15 protein-coding genes and 1 pseudogene are annotated in these 17924 nt (G+C 66.3%); 5 read left to right on the top strand and 11 right to left on the bottom strand.

Annotated elements, in window-relative coordinates:
* Nucleotides 1–8: 8 nt before the first annotated feature.
* Entirely contained in the window at nt 9–836 is an 828-nt protein-coding gene (gene lepB, locus E0E18_RS08140; protein ID WP_237559696.1) for a signal peptidase I, read from the top strand.
* Nucleotides 837–885: 49 nt separating this feature from the next.
* Here the strand turns inward: lepB and E0E18_RS08135 are convergent, their stop codons facing one another.
* From E0E18_RS08135 to thiM, 7 genes and pseudogenes are all read right to left on the bottom strand, one after another.
* Complete coding sequence (locus tag E0E18_RS08135; protein ID WP_130840170.1) at nt 886–2136, bottom strand: dicarboxylate/amino acid:cation symporter; 1251 nt, start codon at nt 2134–2136, stop codon at nt 886–888.
* Nucleotides 2137–2249: 113 nt separating this feature from the next.
* Nucleotides 2250–3818: an alkaline phosphatase gene (gene phoA, locus E0E18_RS08130; protein WP_130840168.1), complete on the bottom strand. Its 1569-nt coding sequence runs from the start codon at nt 3816–3818 to the stop codon at nt 2250–2252.
* A gap of 117 nt (nt 3819–3935) precedes the next feature.
* Complete coding sequence (locus E0E18_RS14165; RefSeq protein ID WP_237559695.1) at nt 3936–4406, bottom strand: FCD domain-containing protein; 471 nt, start codon at nt 4404–4406, stop codon at nt 3936–3938.
* A gap of 63 nt (nt 4407–4469) precedes the next feature.
* Nucleotides 4470–4736 (bottom strand): annotated as a pseudogene (locus E0E18_RS14490) (GntR family transcriptional regulator); the annotation flags it as partial.
* Nucleotides 4703–5821: a sulfurtransferase gene (locus E0E18_RS08120; protein ID WP_130840163.1), complete on the bottom strand. Its 1119-nt coding sequence runs from the start codon at nt 5819–5821 to the stop codon at nt 4703–4705. The pseudogene E0E18_RS14490 and the gene E0E18_RS08120, both read right to left, overlap by 34 nt.
* 5 nt (nt 5822–5826) lie before the next feature.
* The gene (locus E0E18_RS08115) at nt 5827–7170 is read right to left on the bottom strand and encodes an LLM class flavin-dependent oxidoreductase (RefSeq protein WP_066585423.1); all 1344 of its coding nucleotides are present in this window, start codon (nt 7168–7170) and stop codon (nt 5827–5829) included.
* A gap of 18 nt (nt 7171–7188) precedes the next feature.
* Complete coding sequence (gene thiM, locus E0E18_RS08110) at nt 7189–7983, bottom strand: hydroxyethylthiazole kinase (RefSeq protein WP_130840161.1); 795 nt, start codon at nt 7981–7983, stop codon at nt 7189–7191.
* 209 nt (nt 7984–8192) lie between these two features.
* Here thiM and E0E18_RS08105 point away from each other — a divergent pair, with 209 nt between their 5' ends.
* Nucleotides 8193–9653, top strand: a complete 1461-nt coding sequence (locus E0E18_RS08105; protein WP_130840159.1) for an aldehyde dehydrogenase family protein — start codon at nt 8193–8195, stop codon at nt 9651–9653.
* 38 nt (nt 9654–9691) lie between these two features.
* Here the strand turns inward: E0E18_RS08105 and E0E18_RS08100 are convergent, their stop codons facing one another.
* Together E0E18_RS08100 and E0E18_RS08095 are read right to left on the bottom strand one after the other, a co-directional pair.
* Nucleotides 9692–10462 (bottom strand): nuclear transport factor 2 family protein, encoded by a 771-nt coding sequence (locus E0E18_RS08100; protein WP_066585409.1) that lies wholly within the window; start codon nt 10460–10462, stop codon nt 9692–9694.
* Nucleotides 10463–10563: 101 nt separating this feature from the next.
* Complete coding sequence (locus E0E18_RS08095; RefSeq protein WP_130840157.1) at nt 10564–12918, bottom strand: hypothetical protein; 2355 nt, start codon at nt 12916–12918, stop codon at nt 10564–10566.
* A gap of 245 nt (nt 12919–13163) precedes the next feature.
* Between E0E18_RS08095 and E0E18_RS08090 the strand changes: the two genes are divergently transcribed.
* The 3 genes from E0E18_RS08090 (at nt 13164) to E0E18_RS08080 (ending at nt 15749) form a co-directional block, all read left to right on the top strand.
* Nucleotides 13164–14432, top strand: coding sequence for a cystathionine gamma-synthase (locus E0E18_RS08090; protein ID WP_130840155.1), 1269 nt, complete (start codon nt 13164–13166; stop codon nt 14430–14432).
* Nucleotides 14429–15271, top strand: coding sequence for a hypothetical protein (locus tag E0E18_RS08085; protein WP_237559694.1), 843 nt, complete (start codon nt 14429–14431; stop codon nt 15269–15271). Before E0E18_RS08090 ends, E0E18_RS08085 begins: the two co-directional genes overlap by 4 nt.
* 172 nt (nt 15272–15443) lie before the next feature.
* Complete coding sequence (locus E0E18_RS08080; protein WP_066585401.1) at nt 15444–15749, top strand: YdeI/OmpD-associated family protein; 306 nt, start codon at nt 15444–15446, stop codon at nt 15747–15749.
* 8 nt (nt 15750–15757) lie between these two features.
* Here the strand turns inward: E0E18_RS08080 and E0E18_RS08075 are convergent, their stop codons facing one another.
* Both E0E18_RS08075 and E0E18_RS08070 read right to left on the bottom strand, forming a co-directional pair.
* Nucleotides 15758–17302 (bottom strand): MFS transporter, encoded by a 1545-nt coding sequence (locus tag E0E18_RS08075; protein ID WP_237559693.1) that lies wholly within the window; start codon nt 17300–17302, stop codon nt 15758–15760.
* Entirely contained in the window at nt 17299–17919 is a 621-nt protein-coding gene (locus tag E0E18_RS08070; RefSeq protein WP_161972255.1) for a TetR/AcrR family transcriptional regulator, read from the bottom strand. The genes E0E18_RS08075 and E0E18_RS08070 overlap by 4 nt, the downstream gene beginning before the upstream one ends.
* Nucleotides 17920–17924: the final 5 nt, after the last annotated feature.

The raw sequence follows: 17924 nt of genomic DNA, 5'->3' as shown, positions 1-17924 counted from the left end.
TCGCACAGGTGAGTGAAGACAGTGGACGCAGCGGTGCTCAGGCCGGCGGAACCCCGGACGCACAGGCGGACGGCACACAGGCAGAGGCGGCACAGTCAGACCCCGGTAAACCAGACCCCGGTAAACCAGACTCAGGTAAACCGGACCCCGGTAAACCACAGCGCCCCGCGTGGCTCGAGTACTTCGTCACCGTGGTGGTCGCGCTGCTGGTCCTCGGCCTGGTCAACACCTTCGTCGGACGGTTGTACCAGATTCCCTCGGAGTCCATGGAGCCCACTCTGGTCGGTTGTGACGGCTGTACCGGGGACCGGATCGTCGTCGACAAGCTGACCTACCGTTTCAGTGAACCTGCCGCCGGTGACGTGGTGGTCTTCTCCGCCCCTGCCGGCTGGGAGGACGGCTGGACGTCCGGACGTTCCGGCAACCCGGTGATCCGTTTCGGACAGGAGGTCCTCTCCACTGTCGGGATACTCCCTCCTGACGAGTACACACTGGTCAAGAGGGTCGTGGCTACCGGTGGACAGACTGTGCAGTGCAGGCAGGGGGACCCGGGGATCATGGTCGACGGGAAGAAGGTCGACGATTCCTACACTCTGTCTCCGAGGGCGTACCCGGTGGATCCGATGACCGGTTCCGACGCCTGCCAGGGGGAGTACTTCGGGCCGGTGACCGTCCCCGACAACGCGCTGTGGGTGATGGGGGACAACCGGACCAATTCCAGGGACTCGCGCTACCACCTGAATGACCCGGACAAAGGTTCCGTACCCGTCGACAATGTCATCGGCAAGGCCCGGTTCAAGGTGTGGCCGGTCAGCAGGATCGGAACAGTGGACTGACGGCCGCTTCTTCCCGGCCGGGACACTCGTGCCCCTGCCGTTTCCCCGCCTAGTTTCTTGCCCTGGTGATCTCCCCGGCGACTGTCTCGTTGATCTCCGCCTCGCGGGAGTCGACGCCGGAACCGGACCCGAGGCTTCCCCCCGAGAGTTTGTTGACGATCAGGACAATGGCGCCGTCACCGGTGACGTTCGCCGCGGTGCCGAAGGAGTCGATGGCGATGTAAGCGGCGATCATGACGGCGATCTGGTCCTGCGTGAATCCGAGCTGGTCGGACAGGACGCCGACAGCCGCCATGATCGCGCCTCCGGGAACACCGGGTGCGGCGATCATCATGATGCCGAGCAGGAACAGGAAACCGATGATCTTCCCGGTGCTGATGTCCATGTCGAACATGTGGATCAACGCCAGAGCGAACAGGGTGATCTTCATCATCGAACCGGCGAGGTGGATCGTCGCGCACAGGGGAACGGCGAAACCGGCGACGTTCTCGGTCACCCCGTTCTTCTTCGTGCATTCGAGAGTCACGGGAATGGTCGCCGCAGACGAGGAAGTCCCCAGCGCGGTCGCGTAGGCGGGCATCATGTTCCACAACGCCCGGAGCGGGTTGGTCTTCGTGACTGCGCCGGTGACCAGGTACTGGCCGATGACCAGCAGGACCGTCATCACCACGGCAAGCAGCAGAACCTTGATCAGTGAGCCGATGACGTCCAGGAGGGTCCCGTTCATGCCCATTCCGAGGAAGGTGCCGAAGACGAAGACCGGGAGCAGCGGAATCACGAAGACCTTGATGACCTTCATGACGACGCCCTCGAGTTCCCGGACCCCGGCGTAGATGACCTCGGACTTCACGCCGGTCATCGCCAGACCGATGCAGAAAGCGAGGATCAGGGCGGTCATGATGTCGAACGGGGCCGGCATCTCGATGTCGAAGTACGCGGTCAGGGCACCTTCGTCGATGTCTCCGAGAGTGTCGGGCCTGCTGTCGCCGAGAAGCCTGTCATAGGTGACGGTGGCGACGCCGAAGGCGATGAGCCCGGAGATGATCGTTGAAGCGTAGGCGATGCCGGTGGTGATGCCGAGCCATTTTCCGGCACCCTGGCCGATACCGGCGATGGACGGGGTGATCAGGGCGAAGATCAGGACCGGGATGAACAGTCCCAGGAAATTGCTGAACAGTCCGTTGAACGTCACGAACACCCGCCCCAGCCAGTCCGGAAAGAAAAGACTGCACAGGATACCGAGAATGATGGCGATGATGATCCTGAACAGCAGGTTGCCGCGGAGTTTCCTTGACGTCATGGTGGAGACCTTAGGACGCCGAAACTCCGTGAATCAATCTGCCGGCAGGGCTGCCGGTGAGCGCTCCCCCCGGGGTCGGGGAGTAGTGGGAGAGCTGCGCGGCGGGTTCCCGGCTACTTCAGTCCCAGCGCGTCAGCGACGGTGAAGTGCAGGTCGGTCTGGTCGGTCAGGCCGGTGACGTTGGCGGCACCCGGACCGTAGGCGGCGATGCGCAGCTGGGTGCCGGTGTGACCCTGGTCGGCGACATCCTGGTTGTCCGAGGTGGCGTAGGCGACGGTCATCTCCGAACCGTCCTTCGTCGTCAGGTTCCGGGACAGGCCGGGGTAGACGGTGGCGCGGGCCTCGTCCACGCTGACACCGGCTTCCTTCGCCATGTCGGCGACATCCTCTTCCGTGACCGGGGCGACGATCTGGCTGGTGTGCGCGTGGTCGGCGGTGACGATGACGAGGGTGTCCCCGTCCTTCTGCGCGAACTCCAGAGCCTTCTGCACAGCCTCATCGAGGTCGACGGTCTCACCGATCTGGCCGCAGGGGTTGGCGGCGTGGTCCTGCTTGTCGATGGACGCGCCCTCGACCTGGAGGAAGAAGCCCTTGTCCTTGCCCGCGGGATTGGCGCTGAGCAGGTCAATGGCCTTGGAGGTCATGTCCGCCAGCTTCGGGATCTCGGCGGTGCGCTCGGGATTGTCCGTGCACTTCTCGGCAGGCTGCAGGTAGCCCTCCTTCTCCGCTTTCTTGCCCTCCCAGCGGACCGGCATGTTGCCCTCGCTGAAGAGGCCGAGAACCGGGGCGTCCTGGTCGGCGGAGGTGATGCCGGCGAGCTCGTCGGCGTTCTTCGGGAGCTGGTAGCCGCGCTCCTTGGCCTGGTCGATGAGGGTCTTTCCCTTGTACTCGCCGGCGATGGCGGTCTGGTCGAAGCTCTCCGAACCACCGCCGAGGGTGACATCCGCCCGGGTTTCGAGGAGCTGCTCGGAGATGGAACCCTTGCCGCCCTTGTCGAGCAGGTCGTCACCGCAGGCCTCGGCGTCCTCCGGGCCGTAGCACTTGCGCTGCGCGACGTGCGCGGCCTGGACAGCGGGGGTGGCGTCCTGGATCTCCGACGTGGTCACGTTACCGGTGGCCAGGCCGGCGGCCTTGGCCTTCTCGATGAGGTTCTCGTGGGGTGCGCCGTGGATGTCCACGCCGATCGCACCGTTGTAGGTCTTCGTTCCGGTGGCCCAGGCGGTACCTGATGCCGCAGAATCGGTGACGTAGTCCGGTGAGCCGTCCTTGTTCAGCGAGTAGTGGGTGTACTGGCCGGACACCGGGAGTGCGTCGAGGCCCTTGAACTGGCCGGCCGCGCCTTCGGCGTAGTTGCGGGCGGCGGTGATCTCGGAGTCACCCATGCCGTCACCGATGAGCAGGATGACATTCTTGGCGCCGGCGTCCTTCATGGCTCCCCGGATGAAATCGGTCTGGTCACCGTCGAGACGGCGGGCACCACCTGGTGTGGTGATGTCGCCTTCGGCGGCACGGTCGGCAAGTTCGCCCGAGGACGCCGCGGGGGTTGCCTCGGCGTGGGTGGCTTCTGCACTGCTGGCGCTGCTGTCCTCGTCACCGCTGCTGCAGGCGGTGGTGAGGAGGAGGGTGGCGGCGCTGACTGTGGCGACAGAGGCGAGGGCTCTTCTTCTTCTTGAGTTGGTCACGGGGGCGGACCTTACGATCCCCTGGTGAACCGTGGGTACGCCACGAGAGGCGGAGAAGTGAACCTGCCGTGAACAGTAGGGGCAGGGGCGACCACGGTAACCGGGTTCGGGAATCTTTCAGATAACCGGATGCGCGCGCCGGCCCGCCCCGACCAGCTGACCGATCCTCGCCTCCTGGTCACGGTCGAGATGCTGCTGCATCAACGCGCGTGCGGAGCTCGCGTCACGGTCCATGATGGCTCGCGTGATGTCCATGTGCTCATTCACCCGGGAGGCCAACGGCCGGGAATCGCCGGTGCCGGACAGCAGGGTCCAGGGAGCTGAGACCCTTATCTGTGCGTCGAGCCGGGAGAGAACGTCCACCAGGGTCCGGTTGTGTGCGGCATTCCTCACAACCTCGTGCCAGCTGTTCAGGTCGGCGCGGGTCAGCTCCTCTGATCTCTCTTCGCCCACGGGCTCGCCGGGTACGGGCGAGGGGTCACCGGCCGGTCCCGCGCCCCTGAGATATCTTTCGAAGTGCGCAAGGTCAACGTCGCCGTACTTCCTGGCAGCAGCGGCTGCCGCCGAGGACTCCACGACAGCCCGCACCTCGAAAACCTCCAGCAGCTCTTCAACCGTCAGGATACGGGGGCGGTACCCCCGGGTCTCCCTGGTCAGGAGCCCGTCGTGTTCCAGTAGCGCCAGAGCTTCCCTGACCGGGGTCCGGGACGCATTGAACTGCTCTCCGAGTGCAGAAGGTATCAGGAGGTCATTCTGACTGAACTCTCCACTGACGAGCGAACTCCGAATCTGCCGATATATTGAATCCCTGGTGTTCAGAATACGCTCCTTATTATGCGTGACCGTTAATACGCACCCGGTGAAAGGGGAGCACCGGTATACCTTCAGGCTACCGGGCGGCCCGGGTCGGCGCGCCACTCAGTCATGGACCCGTCGAAAACACTCAAGTTGGTGAATCCGTTGGCCGTCAATGCCAGAGCAAGTCCCGCAGCATTTATCCCGCCTCCGCAGTACAGTATCAGGTTCTCAGACGGTGAATTCTCCGGTCGAAGTCCGAGAGAGCGGGCGACAGCGAGTGTCCTCTCGTCGGAGACGGTACCGTCAGGATTCAATGTGTCGGCATAGGGGAAGTTGACAGATCCTGGTATATGACCGGTGGAAGGATCTCCGTCGCGCTTCACGAACTGTTCGTGACGTAGGGCGCACACCAGCTCCGTGCGTGTCGTGCCGGCCCGGTGTGGCGTGGCGTCACCGGAGCTCAGGCCGTCACTCAGGTGCCCGACCTGTTCCAGTTCAGTGAACATGTGGGCGGGTTCCTCCTCCCGTAGTCTGATGGTCGGAAGGTACCGCCGCTGACCGGGCTCCTCTCCTGAGCGCACCCGGTAGCCGGAGCTCTTCCACCTGGCCAGGCCTCCGTCCAGGACTTTCACCCCGGACACTCCGAAGGAGCGGAAGAGCCACCACAGCCGGGCCGCCCATGCTCCGTTCAGCTGATCGTAGATGACCAGGGTGACGTCCCCGGGTGACGCGCTCCCCTTGTCAGATTCCGGGTCAGATTCCGGTTCAGATTCCGGTTCAGATTCCGGTTCAGATTCCGGGGGAAGTGCCGCCGGGTGCACTGCCTGGCCGTCGTTCCGGACGGTATTCGTGTCGGAGACAGGGAACCCGGATCTCTTCAGGGCGCTGATGAACTGTCGTTCTGTCGGGCGGGTGAAGAGGAAACCGGAACCTGAATCGGAGAAATCCAGGAGCAGGTCGGCGAAGAGTGCCCCCGGGATGTGCTCCGAGAGGTAGTCGCTCCACCCGCTGGAGTAGTGCCGGTCCGTGCCCTTGAGGGAGTGGTCGCGGTGAACGGAAGCGTCAATGATGACCGGGACATCAGGTCGGTCGGGTGCGCGATCTCCGGATCCCGGAAGGCCTCCTGTCTGCCGGGCCAGCCATTCCACGGAAACCAGGGGAGACTGCGGTGCAGCTCCGGTGGTGCGCTGAACAGAACTCTGCATCGTGCTCACTGTCCCTCAGTTTTCACGGCCGCCCGGTGGATCCATTCGTTCCTTGCAGGCCGTGGCAGTCCCAGGTTGTCGCGCAGAGTTGTTCCCGAATACTCTGTACGGACCAGACCCCGCTTCCTGAGCTCGGGTATGACCTTGTCGGAGAATTCTCGGAACGAACCGGGGACATGGGTCGGCTGTATCATGAATCCGTCCGCGGCCTTGTTGTCCAGCCATTTCTGCATGGTATCCGCGATATGGACCGGAGAACCCACCATTCCGCCTTCAGTGCGTGCCCCGTACCACGCTCCGATCTGTCGGATGGTGAGATTCTCCCGACGCGAGAACTCCATGATCTCCTTGTAGTGGCCCTCGACACCTACCTCTTCGAGTGAGGGGAGCGGCCCGTCGAGATCGTACCGGGTGAGGTCGACGTTGACGTGGTAGGCCATCCTTGAAAGACCTGCCTCCGGTGTCACCAGACGGGCGAAAGCCTCATGCTTCGCCCGGGCGTCGCTGTCGTCCTCGCCGACCACCACGGTCGCGGCCGGGAGAATTTTCACCTGTTCGGGGTCTCTGCCCCATTTCCTGGCGCGTTCCTTGATGTCCCGGTAGTAGTCCTGTGCGGATTCCATTGATTCATGACTGCAGAAGACGACGTCGGCCCACCTCGACGCCAGGTCTCTGCCGGCGTCGGACGCTCCTGCCTGGAACAGGACGGGATAACCCTGTGGTGGCCGGGGAACGCCCAACGGACCCCTCACCGAGTAGTACCTCCCCTGGTGGGATACCTCATCGACCAGATCGGGGCGGGCGAAAACTCCGTTGTCCTTGTCGAGCAGTACGGCGTCATCGTCCCAGCTGTCCCAGAGCCGGGTGACCACCCGGAGAAACTCCTCGGCTCGTCCGTACCTGTCCTTCTTGGCGTCAAGGCTCCGTGAGCCGAAGTTCTGGGCCTCGGCGTCCTGGAAACTCGTCACCACGTTCCACCCTGCCCTGCCCCCACTGAGGTGGTCGAGTGTGGCGAAAGTCCGGGCGATCGAGTACGGCTGGTTGTAGCTGGTGGAAGCTGTCGCGGCGATGCCGAGGTGGGTGGTGACTGCCGCCATGACACTGACAACGGGGACCGGGTCCATACGGGGGGTCCCCGTCCCCCACTTCACGGCAGGCTCGAACGAGTCGCCGAGACTGCGTGGCACTGTCAGTGAATCGGGTACAAAAGCTACGTCGAAGCCGGCATCTTCGAGGATTCTGGCCATGGTGGCGTAGTGGGAGGCAGAGAGGAAACTGGTGGGTGCATTCGGATGCCGCCACCCGACAGTTCCCTGTGCTCCTGCATTGAGAAAGGCTGCCAACTGCATTCCGGTTACTCCTCAGCTTCAGTTGTCTGCGTTCGCTAGTGTGTGGAGGCCGTCCACCAGGGCGACGGCGAATGATCCGGTCCCTCCGTGCGGTCCCACTGTCTGCGCCGCGATCTCCGCAGCGCGGGCAAAGGCGGCGTGTGAGGCGACCGTTGCGCGCAGGGGATCCTCCACCGCTGCCACGGCTGCGGCCGTCAGGGCGCCGAGACTGCACCCGGCCCCGGTGACCTGGGTGAGGCGTCTGTCTCCACCGGTGACCGCCACCGTGGCGGTGCCGTCCGTGATGTAGTCGGTGGGCCCGCTGACAGCCACGACGGCGCCGGTATCGCGGGCCAGCTGTTCGATATGCCCCACTGCCTGGTCAGAGTTCAGAGTCGTCTCGACTCCTCTGCCGTGTCCCTCCCCTCCTGCCAGGGCAACGAGCTCACTGGCGTTTCCCCGGATGACGGTCGGACGGTAGGCCAGCAGTGACTTCACCAGGGAGTCGTACTCCGGGGCGGACCCGGCGGCGACAGGATCGAGAACCCACGGCGTCCCCGCTCGGTGTGCCGTCTGCGCGGCGGTCCTTATCTCGGATTCACTGTTGCTGATGACCGTCGCAGTGTTGATCCACACCCCCTGGGCGGTGGCGGGAAAAGTACTGGTCCAGTCGGCGCCTGCTCCGATGGCGGGTCCTGCGCCTGCAGCCAGGACGACGTTGGCGCTGAGGTTGGCGGCGATGTAGTTGGTGAGTCCGTACACGAAAGGGGATTTCTCGGCGATCGTGGTGTAGTCGGCGGCCACTTGTGGGGCGTCATATGTGGTGAAGTGCATCTTCCGTGCCTCCTGCGGGCGAGTTGGTAAGTGTATACACATGGATACACTTGAGTTTTCGGGTGGTGCAGGGATTCGTGCACTGTGATCCGAATACCCGCCGTGGGGCCCGACCGCACCCCGTGCGGTCGGGGCTGCGACGCCTGTGGCCGGGACTGACTATCCTCGCGGACACGACCATCCGTCACCGTCACCACCAGGAGAACACCATGTCTGAGACCTCCACCGCCTCCGCTGCCTCTGCGTCGTCTGCGTCGTCTGGGCCGGTGTACCGGGCCGTCAACCCCGCCACCGGCACCACCACCGCCACCTACCCCCACCTCACCGACACCGAACTGGCCGGCATCCTCGACACCGCCGCGGCAGCCGCAGCAACCTGGCGGGCCACCCCCGTCACCCACCGCGCCGCCGTGGCCGCCCGCATCGCCGACCTGCTGCGCCGACACGCCCGGGAACTCGCCGACACCGCCACCGCCGAAATGGGCAAACCCCTCGGCGAAGCCGTCGGCGAAGCGGAATTCTCCGCCGACATCTTCACCTACTACGCCGACAACGGCCCCACCCTCTGCGCCGACCGGGTCCTCGACGACTCCGACACCTCCCGCACCGTCATCCAGCACCGCCCCGTCGGCGTCCTGCTGGGCATCATGCCGTGGAACTACCCCTACTACCAGATCGCCCGGTTCGTCGCCCCCAACCTCGTCGCCGGCAACACCATCGTGCTCAAACACGCCGAATCCGTCCCCGGCTGCGCCCTGGCCATCGAGAAGATCATCCACCAGGCCCTGCGCGACACCGGCCACCCCGAAGCGGTGTACACCAACATCTTCGCCACCCACGACCAGATCAGCACCGTCATCAACGACCCCCGGGTCCAGGGGGTGTCACTGACCGGGTCGGAACGCGCCGGCACCGCGATCGCCGCCCAGGCCGGCGCCGCGCTGACCAAAGCCGTCCTCGAACTCGGCGGATCCGACCCCTACGTCATCCTGTCGACCACGGACGTGCACGCCGCCGCCGCCGACGCGGTGGCCGTACGCCTGGAGAACACCGGACAGGCCTGCAACTCCAACAAGCGCATCATCGTCGCCGACGACATCTACGACCGGTTCGTCGACGCCGCCGTCGACATCGTCTCCGGGCTCAGCCCCCGCGATCCCGCGCAGATCAGTGACTACACCGCCGAGCGGGCCTACGGTCCACTGTCGTCGCAGCGGGCGGCGCAGGGCCTGCTCGACCAGCTTGACCGGGCCGTCGCCGCCGGGGCGACGGTGCATGTCGGCGGCACCCGCGTCGGCGGCGCGTTCGCCGACGGGTTCTACGTCTCCCCGGCGGTGGTCACCGGGATTCCGGTGGGTTCGCAGATCTACTACGAGGAGTTCTTCGGCCCGGTGGTCACCGTGTACCGGGCAGGTTCGGACGCCGAGGCCCTGGCCCTGGCCAACAACACCCAGTACGGACTGGGGTCGACGGTGTTCGCGGTGGAACCGGGCCGGGCCGAGGCGTTCGCCGAGGGACTCGACGCCGGGATGACCGGGGTCAACCAGTCCGCCCCGGAGACTGAGGGGATGCCGTTCGGCGGGGTGAAACGCTCCGGGTACGGTCGTGAACTCGGCCCGTTGGGTATCGACGAGTTCGTCAACAAACGCCTCTACTCCGTAAAAAAATAACCCACAGGGGCACGGGGAGCGGGGGTCAGGAAACCAGGTCAGAAGATGCCGTGGTCGTGCAGGGCCTCAGCATCGGCGGGTACCTCGGTGACGGCGTCCCACATCTCGGTGAGCACACCGTCACTGAGATGCCAGAGCTCCGCATAGGAATGACGCACCCCGGCCACTGACCCTTCCGAGTGTGTGAGGACGAACTGCCCGTCCGCGACAGTGCGGTGGATCCTGTCGTAGACCAGACCCTGACCCTTCGCCTTCAGGTCCTCGAGGTAGCCGATCACGGCGTCCACCCCGTCGGCGATGTCCGGACTGTGCTGCAGGAACACCCCGTCGCGGGTGTACCGGCGGAAACCGTCGTAGTCCCGGCCTATGAGTGTGCGGGTGAAGAACTCCGTCACCGTGGCACGGCTGGCCTCCGAATCGACGGAGCTGTCGACCTTGACCGGTCCGTCAAGCTGCGTACGCCCGCTGGGGTTCGGCGCGGCGACAGGGACCAGTGAATCCCAGTGTTCGACCAGTTTTCCGTCGGCGACCCGGTAGATGTCGAAACCGACCAGGTCAGTCTCGTCGAGGCCGGTGAAGCGGCCGTGGAGGGCGACGAGGTCACCGTCGGCGAGAACTCTCGCGTTGGTGTACCCGACAGCGTCCCCGGCTCCCTCGACCATGGTCCGGAGCCCGTCACGGTCGCCGGCGACAAGTGGTGAATGCTCGATGAAGTTCTCGGAGAAGGCGGTGTCCAGGACGCCGGTGTCACCGCGGTCGAACAGCGCGGTGTGGGCGTCGAGGACGAGTTGTCCGTAGGTTCCTGACATGGTGGTCTCCCTGGGAGGTGGTGGTGGTCAGAATGCCCGGCACGGCGTGCGTGCCGATTCCCCACCGTGTCTACCCTTTCCCGGAGATGACCGCAGGAAGCCTATTCGTCGGTGGCGGTGGCCGCTGCGGCAGTGGTGGACGACGGGGCCGTCACGTCAGAGGCCGTGGACTGTGCAGATTCCGCCGGGACAGGCGAGGAGGTTTCCCCGGCTGTCTCCTCCGGGTCGGACGCCCCGGTGTTCGAAGGAGCTGCCGACGGTGCCGCTGACGGTGCTTCCGACGGTGCTGCGGAACGGGTTGCCCCGGACTCCTCGACCGGTTCGGAGCTGACGGATCCGGCCGTCCCGGACTGGACTGCCTCGGCCGGGGTGGCGGAGGTGGAGGACGCCGGGGTGGTGGACTCGGTGCCCGTCGTGGTGGTTTCAGTGGCCTCAGAAGGTTCAGTGGTTCCGGTGGTCTCGTCCTCGGCGTTGTCGTCGCCGGCGGCCAGTTCCGCGATCCACTTCAGATCGTCCGGAAGTGTGACGCTTTCCGCCCAGTTCGTGAAGATCCGGTCGGGCCGGGAGAGGTCATCGAGGGTCACCGTGCCGAGACCGAAAGCATTGTCCCAGGTCACAAGGCTGATCTTCGGGAGCAGACCCGCATCGGCGTCCTCGGTGATCTTCTCGATCTCCGGGGTGCCGAGGATGTTCGGACGCTCGGTGCCGTTGACCTCCACCGCGGGGAAGAAGACGACTCGGTGGCCGAGCCACTCCACGGTCACGGGCTCACGCAGTCCGTAGTCGGAGGTCAGCCATGCCGCGGTGGTTTCGCGGGTGGACTTCTCCGTCTTCGGATTCCCCTCCTCGTCGAGGACAGGCTGCCCGTCCTCGTCGAGCACAGGCACGTCAACTTCTTCGGTGCGGACGTCGCGGGTGAACCGGACGAAGTCCTTGGCGAACTTCAGTCGGCCTTCCTCACTGGTGAGGTTCTCCGCCAGGTCGTCGAGGAACGGGGTGGTCTCCGACTTGCCGGTGAGCTGCTTGACCAGGGCGTCATTGCCCAGGACGAGTGACGAAAGGTCGGTGATCCCGACCTGGGACTGCCGCGACTCCCCGACAACCGGGTCCCGGAGATCCTCGTAGGTGTCGAAGGTTCCGAGGATGTTGGTGCACGAGCCAAGTCCCTCCGCCGTGGCGGTGGCGGACAGTCCGAAGCAGGAGACTTCCTTGAGTGCGGGAAGGCTGAGGTTCTCCGCCGTGTCCAGCAGGCCGGAGGCCTCGTCGCCGGCGAGGTCGGTGATGCCGGACTCCTTCAGCCGGTCGAAGTTGATCGGCTGGCCGAACCAGGTCAGTCCGATTTCGTCGGTGTCCATGTTCAGGGCGGTGCTGATGCCCAGGTCGGAATGGGCGATGGAGCTGCGCCCCTTGTCTGCGCCGGCCAGTGCGACGGCGGGGAGTCCGAAGAACTTCCTCGCCTCCGCCACTGCCGAACCGTTCCGCATCGCTGCGGCGACCTGGACGCCGTCGCCGGAGACGGTCGCCGAGCCCTGGGGGGAGGTCGCCCCGAGTTCCGGCAGCGTGACCGGGGCGGAGGCGTCATAGGTGTGTCCGGTGAGGTACTCGGCGATCTTCAGGGCCTCCTGCCGCTTTTTGAGGTTGGCGTCATAGGTCCTCTCCTTCCAGCTTCCGATGCACCTCCCGAAGAGCTCGAAGCCGTCGCAGTACCGTTCGGTCTTCTCGTCCACCGGGAGTGCCGCATCGGACCTGACCTGTTCATACGAGCTGTACTCCCCGAGTTTCGACGGGTCGATCCGGGGCAGGTGCTGTCCGTTGCCGATAGGTATGGCGTTGATGATGTCCTTGACCGTGTCACTGCCGAGAGCGGCCGCGCTGAGAATCTCGAAGAGATTGCGCTCACCGAGCTCGTACTTCTTACCGAGAATGTTGATGTCGTCGCCGAGGTCCACGGTGAGTTTCTCCGCGGCACTGCCGAGTTCGATGTTGTCCGGCAGGACCACGGCGGTTCCGTTGCCGTCGGAGCCGCTGCAGTCTGCGACGGCCACCGGACCGGGGTCCGTGGTGGTGCCGGCGGCTGTGTCTGGGGCTGTGTCGGCGGGCGTTGCTGCAGGGTCGGTGGCGTCGCCGGCGGGGTCCTCGGTGGCCGGGGTGGAGCGGCACACCTCGAGGTAGTCGAGGATGAGGTCGTTGGTCAGCAGTTCATCGAGCTGGGCGGGGTTGAAGCTGTCGGCGAGGGAGCGTTGGGCGGCGGCGGTCGGGATCGCCAGCGTCCCGGCGCCGAGTGTGAGAGCGGTACCGAGGCCGAGAGCGCCGGCGAGCCACGCCTTCCGGCGTGGGGTCCGGGGTGCCTGTGCCCGGCGGTGGCGACCGGCGGATTCGCGGCCGGTGGGGGTGCTGTCGGAGCGGGGGGATCCGGGTGAGGTGGTGGAGCCGGTGGAACCGGAGACAGGGGCCATGGGAAGAACCTTTCGTCAGTACCGTCACGGTGATGGCACGGGTACTAACCCTCTTCCCAGGGAAGTGTTACCTTAACCCCCGCGGAACACCCCCGTACTTTTTCTCAGCATCCGGTACGGCGGGGGCGGTCCGCGGCAGGGGCGGTCCGGGCGGTCCGGACGGTTCGATAGGATTGCCGGACTAGGATGGCCGGACGTGGAACCGCAGTCCGCCGCCCCCGACACCGTCCCCAGGAGAACCCTGCATGAACAGCGCTGACCCCTCCCTGCACACCGAGCACGACAACCGGGCGGACGCCGGTACCGCCGCCCGTCGCGAGGCATCCCACGCCACCGCGTCCCGGCTCGCCGATGCGTCGGGGCGTCCCTTCGGCTTCAACACGAACGCGATCCACGCCGGCTATGCCCCGGACAGTCAGACCGGTGCGGTCAACGTCCCCGTGTACGCGTCCACGACGTACGCCCAGGACGGGGTGGCGCGGCTGCGTGGCGGTTTCGAGTATTCGCGGTGCGGCAATCCGACGGTCACCGCGGTCGAGCAGGCCGTCGCCGCCCTGGAGGGCGGCCGTTTCGGGCGGGCCTTCGGCTCCGGTATGGCGGCGACCGACACTCTGCTGCGCGCACTGCTGCGCCCCGGGGACCATCTCATTCTCGGCAGTGACGCCTACGGGGGAACTTTCCGGCTCATCGACACCACCTACCGGGAATGGGGGGTGACCTGCTCGATCGTTGACACCGCCGACACTGCAGAGGTGACCGCGGCGCTGCAGGACAACACCCGGCTGGTCTGGCTGGAGACCCCGACCAACCCCATGCTGGGCATCACCGACATTGCGGCGACCGCCGCAGCTCTGAAGCACGCCGGGCACGGGGCGAAGCTGGTGGTGGACAACACCTTCGCCAGCCCCTATCTGCAGAAGCCCCTCGGCCTCGGTGCCGACGTGGTGATGCACTCGACCACGAAGTATCTCGGAGGCCATTCCGACGTCGTCGGCGGCGTCATCGTCACCGACGACGAGGATCTCGACAGTGAACTGCTCTTCCTGCAGGGAGGGGTGGGTGCGGTGCCCGGTCCTTTCGACGCCTACCTGACCTACCGGGGCATCAAGACCCTGGGTGTGCGTATGGACCGGCACTGTTCCAACGCTGCCGCTGTCGCCGGTTTCCTGCAGTCCCGTCCGGAGATCTCGACCGTGCTGTACCCGGGACTGCCCTCGCATCCGGGGCACGAGGTCGCGGCACGTCAGATGACCGGATTCGGGGCGATGGTCTCGGTCCGCTTCGCCGGAGGGGAGGACGCCGCGCTCCGGTTCTGCGAGTCGACCAGGCTCATCTGCCTGGCAGAGTCCCTCGGAGGTGTGGAGTCACTCCTGGAACATCCGGCGAAGATGACCCACCAGTCCGCGGCCGGTTCCGCCCTCGAGGTGCCGGATGATCTGGTGCGGATCTCCGTGGGCATCGAGGACATCGACGATCTTCTGGCTGACCTGGCACAGGCGCTGGATTCACTGTGACGGGGACCGGCCCTGCCACCGGCCCTGTGACCGGCCCTGACGGTCTGGTCTACGACCCGGCGGACTGCCGCATCGGTGTCCGCTCGGGGCACACCCTCCTCCACGTCACCCTGTGGCACCCCAACTGGGGCTCGGCGAAGACCGCGGCACTGCGGTCCGGCCTTTTCGGGAGCGCCGGGACGACCGTGGCCCCGGATGTCTCTGTGGCGCGGGAGCTGCTGGACGCCGCTCTCGGCAGTGTCGTCGCCGAAACCTGGATCGGCACGGTCGAGGTCACCGACCACAGTCCCGCGCACGCGGTCACGATGGGCGGGTTACATGCCATGGTCGAGCGCATGGCGTCGGACGCCGTCGACCCGGACGGGGATCCGGAGTGGACTGAACTCCGTATGCATCTCGACGGGGCGCCGGCCGTGGTCCGTACCCTGGTGCCCCTCGCCCCGTCGGTCGCACCCGGTCACGACAGGCATGTCGCGGTGTCCCTGCATGTCGACCCGGTCTCGGCGTCCGACCTCACCGGGGCGCAGGTGCGGTCCACGGTTCTCGCTCTGGAGGACGCCCTGACCGCGACGGTGCGGGAGAACAGGGCGGGGCTGCCGGTCGCGGTGGTGCACCGGTCGGGTGAGGGGCTGTCGGGGGACGGGAGCATCACTGCGGCAGCAGGGGAGGGCACGGATGACGTCGTGGTCCTGCACTACTATCTCGGGTCCCCGGGCGCGGACCCGGACCATGTCCTCAACACCCTGCGGGCGACAGTCTCGACGTGGGAGCTCGGGAAAGCCTCTCTGGTCGACGACGTTGATCCGGCCTGGGCCGCGGTGCAGCACTTCCGGGTGTGACCGGCGGCCCGGTCCCCGGGTGGCGCAGTGTGCGGATGATCGCACGCCGGGCCTTCGCGTGCAGTGATGTGTGAATGTGTGTGAATACGTGCGGGCCGATCCTGCGCGTTCCGTGTCCTTTTCCGTGTCCTTTTCCGTGTCCCTTTCCGTCGTTCCAGGTAGCGTCGTGCCCATGAATGAAGTGAACGTCTCCGGTGGCGTCGTCCACGAACTGCCCGATGACCTGCGGGACGCGATCCTCGGCGGTGACCGTGGACCCGGCGACGACGGCGCGTCGGCGGTGGCCCGGCCTGTCATTGAACTGTGGGAGGACATCACGCCGCTGGCACGCAACGAATTCATCTGCTGGGTCGAGGATGCGAAGCAGGCGAAGACACGGGCCCGACGTATCCGCCGGACCTGCGAGGAGCTGGAGGAGGGGAAGCGGCGTCCGTGCTGCTGGCCGGGGTGCCGGCACCGTGAGCGTACCGGCGCCTGATCCACAGCTCAGTGCGCCGCCTGTGTTCCCTTCGGGGTGATGAAGAAGACGGCCACACCCACGGCGAGCATCAGCAGGCCGCCGGCGATTCCGGCGGTCTGGAGCGAGTCCGTGAACGCTTCCGCGGCCGATGACGCCAGATCGGGAAGTCCGGCCTCCCCGGCGATGTGCATCGCCGCGCCGAGGGATTCACCGGCCGGGTCTGTGAGCTCCTCCGGCAGTCCCAGTCCCCCGGCGAGAGAGGCGAGGTGGTCACGGAACACCAGCGCGGAGATGCTGCCGAGTACGGCGACGCCGAGGACGCCCCCGATCTCGTAGGACGCCTCCTCGAGGGCTCCGGCGTTGCCCGCCTTGTCCTCGGGTGAACCGCCCATGATCATGGCGGAGGCGACGGCCAGTGACCCCACTCCCGCGCCGACGAGGAGCATGGCGACGAGGATCACGGGGTAACTCACTCCGGACGGGGAGAGTCCCATGTACAGCATTCCGGCACCGGCGAGGATGATCCCGCCCGCGACAACTCCGCGCGATCCGATTCTGCGGCTGAGCACCGGTGCCGCCACCGAGGCGAGAGCAGCGGCGACCGCCACCGGGATGAGTTTCACGCCGGTCTCGACCGGGCCCGCTCCGTCGACGAGCTGCAGCCACTGTGCGAGGAGAAGCAGTGCTGCGATCATGGCGAACGTCGACCCCAGTGCGGCGATGATCCCTGCGGTGAACGGGCGGCTGCGGAACAGGCGCAGTTCCAGCAGGGGGGAGTCGCTCCGCAGGCACCGCAGGGTGAACCAGGCGAGTACCGCGACGGCGGCCGCGAAGGCGGCCAGTGCCTCCGGCACGGCGAGGGACGCCTCCTTGCCGAACTCTTTGACGGACCAGACCAGGAGGACCATGCCGACCATCGACTGGACTGCGGCCACCCAGTCCCATCGGCCGGGGGAACCGACCGTGGATTCGGGCAGGAGGAAGTACCCGGCGATGATCGCCGCCCCCATCAGCGGAGCGTTGATGAGGAACGCCGCATGCCAGCTGAAGTGTTCCAGGAGGATGCCTCCGACCAGGGGGCCGAGGGCCGATCCCAGGCCGGAGATGGCCGCCCAGATGCTCAGGGCTGTGGCGCGTTCTCTGAGGTCGGTGAACAGAACCCGGATCATCGACAGGGTCTGGGGCATGATCATCGCCCCTCCGACGCCGAGGAAGGCCCTGATGGCGATGACCTCTGCGGCACTGTCTGCGACGACGACGAGCAGGGAGGCGAGGATGAAGAAGCTGTAGCCCAGCATGAGCATCTTCTTGCGGCCCCACCGGTCTGCCACCGCTGACCAGGGGACGAGCAGTCCGGCGAGGACGAGGGAGTAGACGTCCATGATCCACAGCTGCTGTGTGGAGGTCGGCTGTATCTCGGCGGCCATCGAAGGAAGCGCGATCGTGAGGATCGTCATGTCCATCGTGATGACGAGCAGGCTGGCGGTGAGGACGCCGGTGGCGGCCCACCTGGCGGTGCGAGAGAGGTGTGCTGACGGGTGTGGCCGGGAGTCGGTCCGGGGCGTGGTCACTGGTCCTCCTGTGTGGGGGGCATTCCGATGATGGCGGTGAGGGCGGCGGCGAGGGCGGGTCGGCTGACCGGGGTGTCGTGGAGGGCGGCATGGACCGTCACTCCGTCGATGTAGGCGACGGCCGCGGTGGCGCGTACCGTGCCCACCTGTGCGGCGAGCAGGTCACTGAGCTGGTCAGACCACTGCAGTGCGATTGTCCGGAGAGGGGCGTCGGTGGTCGCTGTGCCCAGCATCACCAGGGTCGCGTGCACCTGTCTGGTGTTGGACAGGAAGCCGTGCAGCACGTCGGCGCAGTCGGCGATGACCTGCCGGGTGGCGGGGGAGGAGATGTCGGTGAGGTCGGCGTCCCGGATGAGGTCGGCGATGCCTGCGAGATCCCGCTCGTTGTCGTCGGCGAGGGTGCGGAGGGCTTCGGCACGCAGGTCGTTGATCGTGGTGAAGTACCTGGTCGTGGACCCTACCGCGACGCCTGCCCGTGCTGCGACCGCGCGGTGGGTCAGTCCGTGGACGCCGGATTCGCAGATCAGTTCCGCGGCGGCGCGGAGAATGGCGGCGCGTCGTCCTTCCGGGTCCCGGCGTCCGGGTGTGGGGGACGGGGTCTGTTCAGGATGTGTCATGGTCT

The organism is Corynebacterium neomassiliense, assembly GCF_900626215.1.
GTDB lineage: Bacteria > Actinomycetota > Actinomycetes > Mycobacteriales > Mycobacteriaceae > Corynebacterium > Corynebacterium neomassiliense.
This window is presented reverse-complemented; position numbering and strand designations above follow the sequence as displayed.

What these genes read in the sequence shown, in the direction of transcription:
- E0E18_RS08135 (WP_130840170.1), bottom strand. Translation starts at nt 2,136, where the DNA reads ATGACGTCAAGGAAACTCCGCGGCAACCTGCTGTTCAGGATCATCATC.
- E0E18_RS08120 (WP_130840163.1), bottom strand. Translation starts at nt 5,821, where the DNA reads ATGCAGAGTTCTGTTCAGCGCACCACCGGAGCTGCACCGCAGTCTCCC.
- E0E18_RS08115 (WP_066585423.1), bottom strand. Translation starts at nt 7,170, where the DNA reads ATGCAGTTGGCAGCCTTTCTCAATGCAGGAGCACAGGGAACTGTCGGG.
- thiM (WP_130840161.1), bottom strand. Translation starts at nt 7,983, where the DNA reads ATGCACTTCACCACATATGACGCCCCACAAGTGGCCGCCGACTACACC.
- E0E18_RS08105 (WP_130840159.1), top strand. Translation starts at nt 8,193, where the DNA reads ATGTCTGAGACCTCCACCGCCTCCGCTGCCTCTGCGTCGTCTGCGTCG.
- E0E18_RS08100 (WP_066585409.1), bottom strand. Translation starts at nt 10,462, where the DNA reads ATGTCAGGAACCTACGGACAACTCGTCCTCGACGCCCACACCGCGCTG.
- E0E18_RS08095 (WP_130840157.1), bottom strand. Translation starts at nt 12,918, where the DNA reads ATGGCCCCTGTCTCCGGTTCCACCGGCTCCACCACCTCACCCGGATCC.
- E0E18_RS08090 (WP_130840155.1), top strand. Translation starts at nt 13,164, where the DNA reads ATGAACAGCGCTGACCCCTCCCTGCACACCGAGCACGACAACCGGGCG.
- E0E18_RS08080 (WP_066585401.1), top strand. Translation starts at nt 15,444, where the DNA reads ATGAATGAAGTGAACGTCTCCGGTGGCGTCGTCCACGAACTGCCCGAT.
- E0E18_RS08070 (WP_161972255.1), bottom strand. Translation starts at nt 17,919, where the DNA reads ATGACACATCCTGAACAGACCCCGTCCCCCACACCCGGACGCCGGGAC.